Origin of the sequence: Pseudodesulfovibrio sp. lm2024, assembly GCF_051175575.1 — a bacterium.
GTDB lineage: Bacteria > Desulfobacterota > Desulfovibrionia > Desulfovibrionales > Desulfovibrionaceae > Pseudodesulfovibrio > Pseudodesulfovibrio caledoniensis.
In genome coordinates this window covers 3,217,057-3,230,014 of sequence record NZ_CP195092.1, presented here as the reverse complement: position 1 = coordinate 3,230,014, position 12,958 = coordinate 3,217,057, and the positions used below count along the sequence as shown (strand labels likewise).

The 12,958-nt window shown below is 59.1% G+C and carries 10 protein-coding genes and 1 tRNA gene; 3 read left to right on the top strand and 8 right to left on the bottom strand.

Features of this window, described 5'->3' with window-relative positions:
- Positions 1 to 45: 45 nt before the first annotated feature.
- The 3 genes from ACR42D_RS15090 to ACR42D_RS15080 all read right to left on the bottom strand — a co-directional run bounded on the left by ACR42D_RS15090 (position 46) and on the right by ACR42D_RS15080 (position 3,722).
- On the bottom strand, positions 46 to 639 hold the full coding sequence (locus ACR42D_RS15090; RefSeq protein WP_484567620.1) for a MarC family protein: 594 nt from the start codon (positions 637 to 639) through the stop codon (positions 46 to 48).
- A gap of 186 nt (positions 640 to 825) precedes the next feature.
- On the bottom strand, positions 826 to 2,448 hold the full coding sequence (locus tag ACR42D_RS15085; RefSeq protein WP_484567619.1) for a DNA repair protein RecN: 1,623 nt from the start codon (positions 2,446 to 2,448) through the stop codon (positions 826 to 828).
- A gap of 38 nt (positions 2,449 to 2,486) precedes the next feature.
- On the bottom strand, positions 2,487 to 3,722 hold the full coding sequence (locus ACR42D_RS15080; protein WP_484567618.1) for an alginate lyase family protein: 1,236 nt from the start codon (positions 3,720 to 3,722) through the stop codon (positions 2,487 to 2,489).
- Positions 3,723 to 3,921: 199 nt separating this feature from the next.
- On the opposite strand from ACR42D_RS15080, the gene ACR42D_RS15075 reads away from it, so the two are divergent.
- Positions 3,922 to 6,234 (top strand): ATP-binding protein, encoded by a 2,313-nt coding sequence (locus tag ACR42D_RS15075; RefSeq protein WP_484567617.1) that lies wholly within the window; start codon positions 3,922 to 3,924, stop codon positions 6,232 to 6,234.
- Here ACR42D_RS15075 and ACR42D_RS15070 read toward each other — a convergent pair.
- From ACR42D_RS15070 to ACR42D_RS15060, 3 genes are read right to left on the bottom strand one after another with little or no spacing between them, the layout of a single operon-like run.
- Positions 6,231 to 6,695 carry an N-acetyltransferase family protein gene (locus tag ACR42D_RS15070; protein WP_484567616.1) on the bottom strand — a complete coding sequence of 155 codons (465 nt, stop codon included), beginning with the start codon at positions 6,693 to 6,695 and terminating at the stop codon, positions 6,231 to 6,233. The two genes, ACR42D_RS15075 and ACR42D_RS15070, sit on opposite strands and share 4 nt — an antisense overlap.
- Positions 6,692 to 7,534: an ABC transporter permease gene (locus ACR42D_RS15065; protein WP_484567614.1), complete on the bottom strand. Its 843-nt coding sequence runs from the start codon at positions 7,532 to 7,534 to the stop codon at positions 6,692 to 6,694. Before ACR42D_RS15065 ends, ACR42D_RS15070 begins: the two co-directional genes overlap by 4 nt.
- On the bottom strand, positions 7,531 to 8,529 hold the full coding sequence (locus tag ACR42D_RS15060) for an ABC transporter permease (protein WP_484567613.1): 999 nt from the start codon (positions 8,527 to 8,529) through the stop codon (positions 7,531 to 7,533). The genes ACR42D_RS15065 and ACR42D_RS15060 overlap by 4 nt, the downstream gene beginning before the upstream one ends.
- A 136-nt stretch (positions 8,530 to 8,665) precedes the next feature.
- On the opposite strand from ACR42D_RS15060, the gene ACR42D_RS15055 reads away from it, so the two are divergent.
- Positions 8,666 to 8,741: transfer RNA gene (locus tag ACR42D_RS15055), tRNA-Ala, on the top strand.
- Positions 8,742 to 9,160: 419 nt separating this feature from the next.
- On the opposite strand, the gene ACR42D_RS15050 is transcribed toward ACR42D_RS15055, so the two are convergent.
- Positions 9,161 to 9,997, bottom strand: coding sequence for a hypothetical protein (locus tag ACR42D_RS15050; RefSeq protein ID WP_484567612.1), 837 nt, complete (start codon positions 9,995 to 9,997; stop codon positions 9,161 to 9,163).
- 2 nt (positions 9,998 to 9,999) lie between these two features.
- The gene (locus ACR42D_RS15045) at positions 10,000 to 11,610 is read right to left on the bottom strand and encodes an AAA family ATPase (RefSeq protein ID WP_484567611.1); all 1,611 of its coding nucleotides are present in this window, start codon (positions 11,608 to 11,610) and stop codon (positions 10,000 to 10,002) included.
- A gap of 901 nt (positions 11,611 to 12,511) precedes the next feature.
- Here ACR42D_RS15045 and ACR42D_RS15040 point away from each other — a divergent pair.
- Positions 12,512 to 12,937, top strand: a complete 426-nt coding sequence (locus ACR42D_RS15040; protein ID WP_484567610.1) for a hypothetical protein — start codon at positions 12,512 to 12,514, stop codon at positions 12,935 to 12,937.
- The last annotated feature ends 21 nt before the right edge of the window (positions 12,938 to 12,958 follow it).

The following is a 12,958-nucleotide window of genomic DNA, read 5'->3' as shown; positions in this document are numbered from 1 at the left end:
TCGGGCGGGGCCGGTAAATGAGGAACCGGCCTCCCCGGCGCTGGCTCAGGACAGGAAGTTGCGCACGCCGGTAAAGGCGATCTGGGCGGCCATGGCCGACAGGACCAGGCCGGTGATCTTGGTCAGCACGTTGAGGCCCATGCGGCCGATGACCCGTTTCAGGCTGGACGCGGAAAAGAGGATGAAGCCCACGGACAGGCAGGCGCAGACCAGGGCGCCCGCGCCGGTCAGCTTCTGCTCGGTGGAGGGCAGCTCCGCGCCGAGGATGAGCAGGGTACCGATGGTCGCCGGGCCCACGGTGATGGGCATGGCCAGCGGGACCACGGCCACGTCGGAATCATCGTCCGGCTCGGGCCGCTGTTTCTTGCCCGAGACCAGGGACACGGCGGACAGGAACAGCAACGCCCCGGACCCTACCCGGAACCCGTCCAGGGTGATCCCCAGCGTGGAAAAGATCGGATTGCCCGCGAAATAGAGCACCAGCGAAATGACCAGCACGGCCATGGTCGTGCGAATGGCCAGCCGATGCTGCTCCGGCTTCTCCATTTCCTCGGTCATGGACAGGAACACGGACAGCACGAAAAACGGCGTCAAAAGGAAGAACCACTTTATGTAGAGCGAAATAAACAGGTTGGTCACAGCCCACCCCGCGCGAAGCGCATCCAAAAAGTTTAGGAAAAGGAGGGGATAGGGGGCTGGGGGAAGGGGAGGAAACAACCCTTTTCAAAGGGGTTTTCCTCCCCTTCCCTCAGCCGATCGCTGCTGTCCTCATCCGTAAGGCTCGAAGACTCGCCAACGGCTGAGGCCCGGAGGCATCATCCCCCCCTACTTACATAATTTCTCGGCCAGGGCCGCGCCCTGTTCGCCGCCTCCGGCCATGCGTGCCAGTTCGCATTTGATCTCGTCGTCGTCCAGCCGCTCGCACCGGGTGTAGGTGGCGTTGTCCACGACCTCCTTCTTGATCAGGAAGTGGCGGTCGGCCATGCGGGCGAGTTGCGGCCAGTGGGTGATGAGCAGCATCTGCTGGCGGTCGGCCAGGGCGCGCAGCTTCTTGCCCACGGAGTTGAGCGTCAGCCCGCCGATGCCCGCGTCCACCTCGTCGAAGATGAGCGAGGGCCGGGCGTCGTTCACCTCGCCGTCCGCGTTGCCGTGGCCGCGCATGGTCACTAGGGCGAGCAGGAACCGGGAGAGCTCGCCGCCCGAGGCGATTTTGTCCAGGGGCTGGGCGGGCTGGCCCGGGTTGGGCACCCACATGAGCCTGCCGCGCATGTCGTCGCAGCCGGGGTAGAGCTCGCGGGCGTCGAACTCGAAGTGGACCTTGACGTGCTCGGAGAAGCCGAGGTCGGACAGCTCGTCCACGATGCGGATGGCCAGCTCTCCGGCGGCCTTTTTGCGGGCCTTGTTGAGCTTGGTCAGGGTCTCTTTGAGGGCGGCGGCGGCCTGGTCCTCCTCGCGGGCGAGGTTCTTCATGTCCAGAGCGCAGGCGTCGAGGAAGGAGAGGCTTTCGTCGATTTCGGCCTTCATGTCAACGATTTCGTCCAGGCCCCGGCGCAGTTTTCGCTTGAGCTTGGCCAGCTCGAACAGGCGCGCCTCGATGTCGTCCAGGGACATGGGATCGTCGTCGTCGAAATCCGACGGGCCGCGCCGCAGCCGGGAGTCCATGTCGTGCAGGCGCATGCGCAACTCCTCGATGGCCTCGCGATCCTCGCCAAAGCCGGGGAAGAGCCGGGCGACGATCTCCATCTCGCGGGTCAGGAGGGTCATGGCGTCTAGCAGGCCGACTTCGCCGTGCAGGATGTCCAGGGCGTTCTGCAGGCATTCGCCCGCGCGCTCGCGGTCCTTGAGGATCTTCTTGCGCTCCTCGAGTTCGTTTTCCTCGTCCGGCTGCGGGTCCACGGTCTCGATTTCCTTGCGCTGGTATTCCAGGAATTCCCGCTGTTTTTGCAGGTCCTCGAATTTTTCGGACAGGCGGCGCTTGCGGTCGAGCACGTCGTTCAGGGCGGCGAGCTGGTCGTTGCGCGCGGCGGTCAGGGACTGGTCCGGCAGGAAGGAGTCGAGGATTTCGGACTGGAAGGCCGGGGAGAGCAGCTTCTGCTGCCCGTGCTGCGAGGTGTGGATGACCAGCCGGGCGGCCATGTCGCGGATGGTCGGCTGGGAGGACAGGGTGTCGTTGACGAACACCCGGCTGCGTCCGGTCTCGGCGGACAGCTCGCGCCGGATCACGGCCTCGCCCTCGGGCAGGACGAAGAGCGCCTCCACCGTGGCCTTTTCCGCGCCGGGCCGGACGAGCTTCTTGTCCATGCGCTCGCCCATGAGGAAGTCCACGGCCCGCATGATGAAGGACTTGCCCGCGCCGGTTTCGCCGGTCAGGGCGTTCAGACCGGGCGAGAACTCCAGTTCGGCGTCCTCGATGAGGGCCAGGTTACGGATGCGCAGCAGTTCGAGCATGTGGTGGTGCCTCCGGGGCCGGGGATCGATCGTTACGGTCAGTACGCGATGAAGGACGTTTCGCGGGCGAGGACCTTTTCGTCCAGCGCGTCCAGATAATCAAGATAACGTGTGTCGTTATACACCAGAGCCGCCCGGCGGAAAAGGGGAACATAGGCATGGGGGTCGAAGGAGGCTGCCGACGTGCCGGGCAGGGGATCGGCCGGGTTCAGGTGCGGCCCGGCGCGGTCCAGGGCCCGGCGGATGGACTGGCCCGTGGCCGAGGCCCAGTGCCACAGGTCCAGGCCGCATCGCTCGCCCACCGAGGCGAGCACCATGAACGCCTCCAGGTTGAAGAAGACGTAGTGGCGCGGCCGGGTACGTTCGAGTTCGCGGGGCATGGACCCGTCGGGCAGGATCTGGGTGGCGATGCGCCGGTTGCCGGTCAGCCCGGCCACCTCGCGGGCCAGTTCGCGGTCGCCGTGAAACAGGGCGAAGACCGCCACCTGGGCGTCGAACCAGGTGCCGTGGTTGTTCAGGGCTCCGGCCTCGGCGCGGCCCTTGTCGCTGCGCAGCAGCCAGCCCAGATACTGGCCAAACCACTCCCGCGTTCTCCGGTCGTCGGCCCGGGTCCAGGCCTGGGACGGCTCCAGGAGACGGACCGCGTCGCAGACCGGAATGAGGGCGGCGGTCTCGATGATCCCGGTGCGGTTGCCCTGATCATGTCCGGGGCGCATCTGGGCGTGCTCCAGGCTCGGGACCATGCGCGTGGCCGGATCGCAGAACCAGGCCCGCAGGTGGGCCGAGGCGCGGGCCGCGTACAGCTCGTTGCCGGTGAAATACCAGGCCAGGGCCAGGGTGCGCACCGCCTTGGCCATGCGCGTCAGCCGCCCCCGGTCGTAGCGGTCCAAGTCGGCCTCGGGGTTGCGCTCGCCGTCGCGCCGCACGTAGGGCAGCTTGGTGCGCGATGCGGGGTCCGGCCACCAGTAGGGGGCCAGGGAGCTGTATTCGCGGGCGGGCAGGCCGGAACCGGCGGGCGGCTTGGCCGTGACCGGCTCCACCGGGACCTTCATGGCCGCGTCCGCCTCCTTCTTCAACTCGGCCATGGCCGGGCGCACGCCCCCTTCGCGGGCCATGACCTTGCGGCGCGATTCATAGAGCACCTCGGGCGAGAGCACGATGGTCTGCGGCAGGTTGGGTCCGGCCAGGGCTCGAGGGGCCAGGCAGGCGGCCAGCAGCGTGGCCAGCAGCATGGTCGGCAGCAGTGCGCGGCGGGCGAAGGGGTGTCGGGTCATGGCGTTGCCTCGTGTGGCCCGGCCCGTGGAGCGGGCGGTGGGCGTCGATCCCGTATACCTCACCGCGCCTGCGGGGGAAAGGGGCGGTTTAGCGGCGGGGAACAATAATAATGTTCCAGGAGACGCTCCGGGCGTAGTTTGGTGGGAGCGTGGAGTCGTGCCCCCTTCGGGCGGGCGTATGCTGCGCGGAGGATCGTTCATGCTCGAACTGCAACGCATACGGACGCGGCTGGAGATCGTGGCCCGGGTCATCGCCTGCGAGTTGGACAGGGTCAAGGACGCCCTGCACTACCTTGCGTGCCACACCCTGGAGCTGTTCAAGATCACGCCGCGCGACAAGGCCCTGATCGACGCCTGGCTCGAGCGCGAGGGATTCGCCGTGGGCGAGGACGGGTTCTTCCTGAGCCTGCCCGACCTTGCGGCCTTCCGCGAAGGGCGGCTGCCCGCGGGCGTGATGAGCTATTCCTGGCCGCCGGACAGGATCGACGACCCGGACGCGCGCTACCGGCTCTTCTGCCACCGGAACATGGGCGATCTGCTGCGCACCCTGCAGGAGCGGCTGCCCGGCACGGTGTGGGTCTATTACCAGGACGCGACCAACACGGCCCTGCAGTATCCCTACATCGACCAGATCACGGCCATCACACCGGATTTCCAGTGGTCCGAGTACCACACCTGCGCCTCGGTATGCCCCGAGGCCAATCCCGAGCGGCTGGCCCGCTGGTCGCCGCCGCACGTCGACTACGCCGGGCAGGGGCTGATCATCGCCGCCTCCATCCCCGTTTACGAGAACGACGAGTTCATCGGCCTGTGGTCCATCGACCTGCGCGTGGGCAGTCTGGTCCGGGCCTCGGTCCTGGCTCCGGCCTACCCCTCGCAGCTGACCTGCGTGGTGGGGGCCGACGGCATGGTCATCGCCGCCAACCGGGGGGGGGTGGCGGACGACATGGCCAAGGGCGAGAAGTCGGTGATGCCTTTCAACGAGCTGCACCCCGCCTTTGCCGGACTCGACCTCGGGGAGATGCTCAAGCTGCGCCAGGGGTGCCGGACCGTGGGTGCCGAGGACGACGACTTCCACGTCTGCTGGGTGGACCTGCACTGCATGGACTGGCTGTGCATCACGGTCCTGTGCCGGGACGACCTCCTGGACACGGCCAAGGAGCAGTTCAGGAACGCCTTCGACAACCTGGGGCTGGGGCGGCCGGATTCCTCGGTGGGCGTGGAAGCGTTGCCTCCGGAGCTGCTGGAGCTGGGCGAGGCGTACAACCACATGGTCGAGAAACTCAACCTGGCCCGGACAGACCTCTTGCGCCAGAAGGCCGAGCTGGCCCGGCAGAAGGAGAAGGCCGAAGCGGCCAGCGTGGCCAAGACGTTTTTCCTGGCCAACATGAGCCATGAGCTGCGCACGCCGCTCAACGGCATCGTGGGCATGCACCGGCTGCTCCAGGCCACGAACCTGGACGAGGAGCAGGCCGAATACGTGGACCTGGCCGTACAGTCCGTATCCAGGCTGACCGACCTGCTCGGTGACATCCTGGACCTGACCCGCATCGAGTCCGGCAAGCTGTCCCTGAGCGAGGGGCCGTTCCACCTGCGGGAGATTTTGGGCTTCGTCAGCCAGCTCTTCGCTCCTTCCTGCCAGGACAAGGGCATCACCCTGGACATCCACGTGGACCCGGCCGTGCCCGACTTGCTGGTTGGCGACGCGGTGCGCTTCCAGCAGGTGGTCAACAACCTGGTGGGTAACGCGGTCAAGTTTACGGACGCCGGGAGCGTTGAAGTGGAGGCGTACCCGCTGCCGGGCGGAGGCCCGGACGGCTGCCGGGTGCTCTTTGCCGTGTCCGATACGGGCATCGGCATGGACGAGGCGGACATGGACGAACTGTTCGAGCCGTTCATGCAGGCGGACATCGGCTACGGCAGGCGGTTTCAGGGCGCGGGCCTGGGGCTGTCCATCGTCCGCCGTCTGGTGGACCTCATGGGCGGAAGCGTGGACGCGGCCAGCCGACCCGGCCTGGGCACGGCCTTCCATTTCTGCCTGCCCTTCGGGCTGATGGGCCGCGACGCGGAAGAGGCCCTAGCCCGGCCTGTGCCGGTCTGCCGCCCCGAGGCCGGGTGCGCCGTGCTCCTGGCCGAGGACGAGCCGGTCAACCGCATGGCCATCAAGGCGTACCTGGAGAAGATCGGTTATCAGGCCGAGGGGGTGGCGGACGGGGCCGAGGCCCTGCGCGCCCTCGATCATGGGGATTTCGGGCTGGTGCTCATGGACATCCAGATGCCGGTCATGGATGGGCTCGCGGCCATCCGGGCCATCCGGGCCGGGGAGGCCGGGGCGCGGAACGCGGACATTCCCATCGTGGTCCTGACCGCCTTTGCCATGTCCGGGGACCGGGCGACGTTCATGGAGGCCGGGGCCGACGACTATCTGCCCAAGCCCGTGGACCTGGGCCGGCTGGCCTCGGTCATGAACCGGCTCACGGCCGGGCCGAGGGCGGGAGGCGGAGCCGTCTAAAGGATACGGGCCAAGAGGCAGACGTCCTCGCCCACCATATAGTTGGTGGCCACGTAGGCCCGCTCCACGAAGAACCCCCTGGCCCGGTAGAAGGCCAGGGCCTTTTCGTTCAGTTGGAAGCAGTCCAGGGTCAGCTTGGCGAAACCGGCCGCGCGGGCGCGGTCCACGGCGTGGTCGAGCAGGGCCGAGCCCACTCCCTGCCCCATGAACTCCGGGCGGACCCACAGGTGGTCCACGTAGTCTTCGTTGAGGAGCATGGCGCCCGCGGGTACGCCGTCGACCTCGGCCAGGCTGAAGCGCGGCGCGTTGTCGCGGGCCACCTGGGCGGGGCGGTCCAGGTCGAGGATCTTCTGAAACTGGTGCGCGGGCAGGAAGTGCGCGTAGCTGGCGAGCATGGAGGCGCGGATGATCTCCGCGACGCACGCTTCGTCTTCGGCCGTGGCCGGGCGGATGCGGATCATTGTTTGAGCCTCGGGTCGAGCAGGTCGCGCAGGGATTCGCCGAGCAGGTTGTAGCCGAGCACGGTCAGCAGGATGGCCAGCCCGGGGAACACGGACAGCCACCAGGCGATGCCCAGGACCTCTTTGCCCTCCATCAGGATGTTGCCCCAGGAGGCGTCGGGCGGCTGCACGCCCAGGCCCAGGAAGGAGAGCGAGGACTCGGTCAGGATGGCCCCGGCCACGCCGAGCGTGGCGGACACCAGCACCGGGCCCATGGCGTTGGGCATGATGTGCCGGAAGATGATCCGCCTTGCCCCGGCCCCGGTGGCCCGGGCCGACAGAACATAGTCCCGCTCGCGGATGGACAGGGTCTCGGCGCGCACCAGGCGGGCCACGCCCATCCAGCCGGTCAGGCCGATGACGATCATGATGTTGGTCAGGCTCGGTTCCAGGAAGGCGATGACCGCCAGGATCAGAAAGAACGACGGGAAGCAGAGCATGATGTCCACCCCGCGCATGATGATCTCGTCCACGATGCGGCCGAAGTAGCCGGACACGAGCCCCAGGACCACGCCGATGGAGGTGGCGATGCCCACGGCCACGAACCCGACCCACAGGGACACGCGCCCGCCGAAGAGGACGCGTGAGAACACGTCGCGCCCCAGCGCGTCCGTGCCCATGAGGTGGGCCGCGCTCGGTGGCAGGAGCAGGGCGTCCACGTTGATGAAATTCGGATCGTACGGGGCGATGAGCGGGGCGAACACGGCCCCGAAGGACATGACCCCGACGATGAGCGCGCCGAGCACGAGCAGGGCGTGCCGCGCCCACGGGGAGACGCGTTTGAGCGGACGGCGCTTCATCGGCTCCTCCCCTGGCCCACGCGGATGCGCGGATCGGCCAGGCCGTAGCCCACGTCGGCCAGCAGGTTGCCCGCCAGGGTCAGCACCGCGCCGAGCACCAGCGAACCCATGATCAGCGGGTAGTCGCGGGCCATGACCGCCTGGTAGAAGAGCTGGCCCAGGCCGGGCAGGGCGAAGATGGACTCGATGATCACCGATCCGCCGATGAGCGCCGGGACCGACAGGCCGAGGATGGTGATGACCGGCATGAGCGCGTTGCGCAGGGCGTGCTTGAACAGGACCACCCGGCTGGACAATCCCTTGGCCCGCGCGGTCATGATGTAGTCCTGGCGCAGGACTTCGAGCATGCTCGAGCGCATGAACCGCGACATGCCCGCCCAGGAGCCCGAGGTGTAGATGAATATGGGCAGGATCAGGTGCTTGGTCACGTCCCACCACTGCTCGGGCCCGGACATGGACTCGAAGCCCATGGAGGTCAGGCCCGAGATGGGCAGGATGGGCCAGGCTATGCCCAGCCAGAGCATGAGCAGCAGGGCCAGCCAGAAACCGGGCATGGCGAATCCGATGAACACGATGACCGTGGATATCTTGTCGAAGGCCCCGCCGCGCCACCATGCGGCGGCCACGCCGATGGGCACGGCGATGAGCAGGGTCAGGAGCATGGAGGCCACGTTCATGCCGAAGGTCAGTGGCAGCCGCTCCCGGATCTTGTCCCAGACCGGCCGATGGTCGCCGGACATGGACTGGCCGAAATCAAGGCGCACCAGCCTCTTCAGCCAGCTCACGTACTGCACGTGCAGGGGCTGGTCCAGGCCGTAGAGCTTTTCGAGCTGAAGGCGCGCCTCCACCCCGGCCTCGGGATTGAGCGTGGTCTGCAGGTCCGTGGGCGACCCCGGGGCCAGATGGATGACCCAGAAGCTGATGACCGTGATCCCCAGAAAGACCACGCCCACCCACAACAGCTTTATCAGAATTTTCTTGAGGACCTGGCCCATTGATTCTCCTAATGATTCCAACCGTCCTCATTTCTTACTGCAAGACCGCCCCCGAATCAATCAACAAGGCCACCCGCCCATTTTTTCGGTTGACATCCGAACGCCCCTTGGATAATTACCCTCCACCCAACGACGTGGGGCTGTAGCTCAGTTGGGAGAGCGCTTGAATGGCATTCAAGAGGTCGTGGGTTCAATTCCCTCCAGCTCCACCAAGAATATTAAAGGCTTAGAAGGTTTTCCTTCTAAGCCTTTTTTCGTGGGATATACAAAAGAATATACAAATAAAATCGGTTGGGTACTTGAGAGACTCGGCTGAGTATCCGGATATGTCCACCAAACAAACGCTTCCCGGTGGTCCAACAAAGTGGACCCACTTCTCACCTAATGGGGTGCCACCTGTCGCTGGAGCGGTAGGGTCAGTCATATGCTAGCTTCTTGAATGGGTTATTTCGACATGACCCACTGATTTTAAAAGTTTATCAGCATGATACGCTCTGTTACTATTGATTGCAATGCGAGTTTGTGAGGAGCGCATCCGGGTGCCTATCTCTTACTGAATAGTTAAGTTACGGCTGTTGTGTTTGGAAACATCTACGTTCCAAGGCTCTTATCCATGAGTGTCGATAAACTATTACAAACGAGCTGCTATACATTTTTCAACCATATGATCTAGCCATTCATCAGAGTTTAGTAGTGACCTGTAAATGACAGCATCCCAATGGTTTCGGTTTAGAGCTTCGTAGGTAGCCTTATTCATAGTCAGGAGTAGTTGGATACTCTGTCGAATGTCGTCGGCGTGAGCGCATCCAGTTGTTATCCCATCGACGATTCCTGTATAAAAAACAGATAAATGCTTAAAAAAGCGCTTTTTAATGTCTAGGTGATCAATATGCGTTTCTAAAATCCCTCGTAGTTCATCCGGGCAATCAAGTTCGAAATCGAATATCGGAACCGGCTCGAAATCGCTATCAATCGAAAGATTGACAGTGACTTCATCTGCATCAAAGTATGGGTGTAAGAATCCCTTTCGCCCATCAATAAGGTAATCGGTCCCTTTTTTCTTCTGACAAGCGTCACACATTGGAACTAGGTTCAGATGTGCAATGGAGAACTCTGCAAAAATGGCTTTAGGTAGATAATGGTCATGTGTTTCTGGGTGCCCCATTTCTCCGCAAAATGGGCAGTAGCTTAATTTGTGAGATTGAAGTTCATTTTTAATGATTTTTGACATCCCCTTAGGATGGTCCCATAGATTGTGTAGAGCAGTCTTTAATCGTCCTTTCCCAATGCCAACTGGTTGCACATGCTCAGGGTTCCCTTTATGTTCAACATAATTTTGAACAGCTTGAGTCCATTCATCTCTAAAACAGTTGAACAGAAGGAAATTGTGTCCGCCTTCTCTGTCGCTAATATGCTCTTCCACCAACGCGACATCGTCATGGTTTAATGAATTAACCTTGCAAACCATGACTATTCTTTCCCCATCAGGTAGAGGATACTTTCTTCATTTAGCTCGGATTTTATAGAGTTGATTGTCGTTTCGAAATCGCCAAATCTTGCATACGTTTGATCTAAGAAATCGTGATATGTTTTATGACCTTTTGCATCATCAAATACATATGAATTTATTCGATCCATGCTAGCCCCAAAAGTTTCAAACGGAGGCCTGCTAATTACAGGCATGCCGTCTCGTCTTTTTAAGACTGAAGTACACCTTTGCGGCACTTCGCGTGCCAATACCAATGAGTGGGTTGAAATGACTGCATATGAATCGTATTTTTCAAGTAACGTCCTTAGCATCCGAAGTAAAACTATTTCTAAGCTAGGGTGAAGATATAGCTCTGGCTCATCAAAGACTAACAATGTCTCCTCTTTTATATGACTCAGTGCACCGACCACTAAGGTTGAAAACATAGATTGCCCCGAGCTTAACTTGAGCCGCTCTCCATCTTTAAGGTAGATGACACCGGCTTCTTGTTTGACCCTGCTTTCGAATCTCAAAAGTTTGTCATAGCTACCTTCTGAAGGGATAACTCGCTCCCTTCCTTTCTTCGTCGGGACCACAACTCCAATGTCATCAAAATCAGGTATTCCGATACGCATAATGTCTAACAATGAGCTTATCCGACTGGGCCGAAGATTAAATTCATCATCATCATGATCTTTCTTGATTATTTCAAAAAGGGATTCTACAGCAGAAATTAAAGGACTATCTTTGTTGAATTCTCCATTTCTGTAGAACCCAAATGGTTTGAAGATGGATGAATTTCTAACATCTTTTTTCCCCGCAGCTGTGCTAATATCTTCAAATGGCGAATAAGAAAAACAAACTATATTGCTAAAAAATGGCTTCAAAGAACTATCTGCTGATTCCTTTCTTCTCCTCCTGCTCTCGCCGACATCAAGCATGTCCTGCATTAGAGTGAATAAGCCCTGCGTTTTCCCTGTTCCGTTTGCTCCAATCAGCAAGTTAATGTTTGCAGGGTAAAATCCTTCAGTGAAGTCAAAGGTGATGATGTGCTCTACATCGTAAGAATCAAGATTGTAACGGATATCGAATTCAACATCATTGCATGCGGCATATCCATGTACTTTTCGGGCGTATTCTAACGCTTTTCTGGCTCCCATTTCGCGCAAAAGAGAGTCCTCGAACCCTTTTGATTCAAACAAGTCGCTTTCACCATAGAGCTTGACATATCCGGCATCTCTAGCAGCTATGAAATAGTCGTCAATTTTGGGAGGGGATATCATCTTGCTGAGTTTTAAATAGAACTCGCGGTCTTCGCCCAAGGTTAAGTAGTCAATCCCGATTTTTTCAAGAGCAACGTATTTACGCTCACCAATAATCTCTCGCATTTTATTATGTGTGTGATCTACATCCTTTAGCAGCATTTTTGCATAACCAAGGCTAGAGGAATCCTCTCCATCAACGACAAAAACCTGACAGGTTGTTTTGTAGCCGAAGTCGTCCCAGCTACTTGAATATTTTGACTGGTATGTGTCTGGTACGAATACAACTGCAATTTGGGAAAGATTAAGATTATTGATTACCTGAGGTGAGGTTGCATAAAAGACGTTCATATCTGCTCCAAATTTTGAAGCAATCTATCACTCACCCGGGAAATGACAAGAGGTAGATAAGGTTGTCGATATGCGATTTGCAGTGTGAAGTGTTGGATAACCTCCCGCAGCACAAAATCGCCGCTTTTCGCCAAAAAATGTTATCCATCAGGAGAATTATTCAATGATTTTAGGATATACAGAAGTCGCGCCTTGAATGGCATCCAAGAGGTAGTGGGTTCGATTCCCTCCAGCTCCACCAATGAATTTAAAGGCTTAGAAGGTTTTCCTTCTAAGCCTTTTTTCGTGGGATATACAAAAGAATATACAAATGAAATCGGGTGGATGAAATTTGGATTTTGGGATGGGAGAATTAGGTCTGCTGTCCCCCTAATTCAGGCGGCCCGAGCCAGAGCCCGAGGCTACCGGAACGTGACCAACTTCATCACCATGGTCTACCTGATCGCCGCCCCAATTCAATTCGTGATCACTTCATGAATTCCACACGAAACGTCGAAGAACCATATTTCTGATACAAGATGGGTTTCAGTGTCGACTTTTGAGTCGCCTCAGCCCATAGGTCCAGTTTGAGGGACTAAGTTTGGACAGAGTTCTCTTTCAGCCAGTCTTCGACAGAAGTGTTCAAACTGAAACTCCTCCTGACGTTGGGTGAGCGTGCTGAGGTGGTATTCGAGTTGCCCTTTATCGAGATATTCTTCTTCGGATGATATGGTGTCAGAGAAAAGTTCTGGTTGACGGGCTCTCATGAAGTCTGAAGGAGATATGTAGTTTGCGTCCTGGGTGCTCATGCTAGGCACCTGTGCTTAAAATAATAGGTTGTTAACCAAATCAATATAGCACCTCTGACATCGGCGCAATAAGTGATCTTGACCAGGTCGATTGGTTGCTTTAAGCGAAGGGTATGCAGTGCTATTATAATATCCCTGATAATCGTCCGAGTCGATTCCAGTCTATGCTATGGGGTCTGGCCACCGTTATTGCCATTGCAATCACAATCGAAACGATTCCGATAGTTGCCTTGGCTTTTTCAGTTGTTTGGGCCGTGGTTGCTCCCTTCCTGATGTGTAAACTTGGCCGGATGTTTCTGCCGACCTCACTCGTCTATTCTGCTTTTTTCTTATGGGCAGGAATTTGCAACTACCTTCGAGATATTCGAGAGCTTGGGATTGAAGAAGCAGTCAGGACAAATGATATTTTCGCTCAGGTAGAGTTCGCAGCAGAAACACCGTTCTATGCCAATGGCTGGATCGTAGGCTCTGTTGGAGCGCTTCTTCTCGTGGCAATTTTTATGACATTTGCTTGGTCAACAAAGCTGTATCGGCGTTAGTTCTAGGTGGATGGTTTAGTT

What these genes read in the sequence shown, in the direction of transcription:
- ACR42D_RS15085 (WP_484567619.1), bottom strand. Translation starts at nt 2,448, where the DNA reads ATGCTCGAACTGCTGCGCATCCGTAACCTGGCCCTCATCGAGGACGCC.
- ACR42D_RS15080 (WP_484567618.1), bottom strand. Translation starts at nt 3,722, where the DNA reads ATGACCCGACACCCCTTCGCCCGCCGCGCACTGCTGCCGACCATGCTG.
- ACR42D_RS15075 (WP_484567617.1), top strand. Translation starts at nt 3,922, where the DNA reads ATGCTCGAACTGCAACGCATACGGACGCGGCTGGAGATCGTGGCCCGG.
- ACR42D_RS15070 (WP_484567616.1), bottom strand. Translation starts at nt 6,695, where the DNA reads ATGATCCGCATCCGCCCGGCCACGGCCGAAGACGAAGCGTGCGTCGCG.
- ACR42D_RS15065 (WP_484567614.1), bottom strand. Translation starts at nt 7,534, where the DNA reads ATGAAGCGCCGTCCGCTCAAACGCGTCTCCCCGTGGGCGCGGCACGCC.
- ACR42D_RS15060 (WP_484567613.1), bottom strand. Translation starts at nt 8,529, where the DNA reads ATGGGCCAGGTCCTCAAGAAAATTCTGATAAAGCTGTTGTGGGTGGGC.
- ACR42D_RS15050 (WP_484567612.1), bottom strand. Translation starts at nt 9,997, where the DNA reads ATGGTTTGCAAGGTTAATTCATTAAACCATGACGATGTCGCGTTGGTG.
- ACR42D_RS15045 (WP_484567611.1), bottom strand. Translation starts at nt 11,610, where the DNA reads ATGAACGTCTTTTATGCAACCTCACCTCAGGTAATCAATAATCTTAAT.
- ACR42D_RS15040 (WP_484567610.1), top strand. Translation starts at nt 12,512, where the DNA reads ATGCAGTGCTATTATAATATCCCTGATAATCGTCCGAGTCGATTCCAG.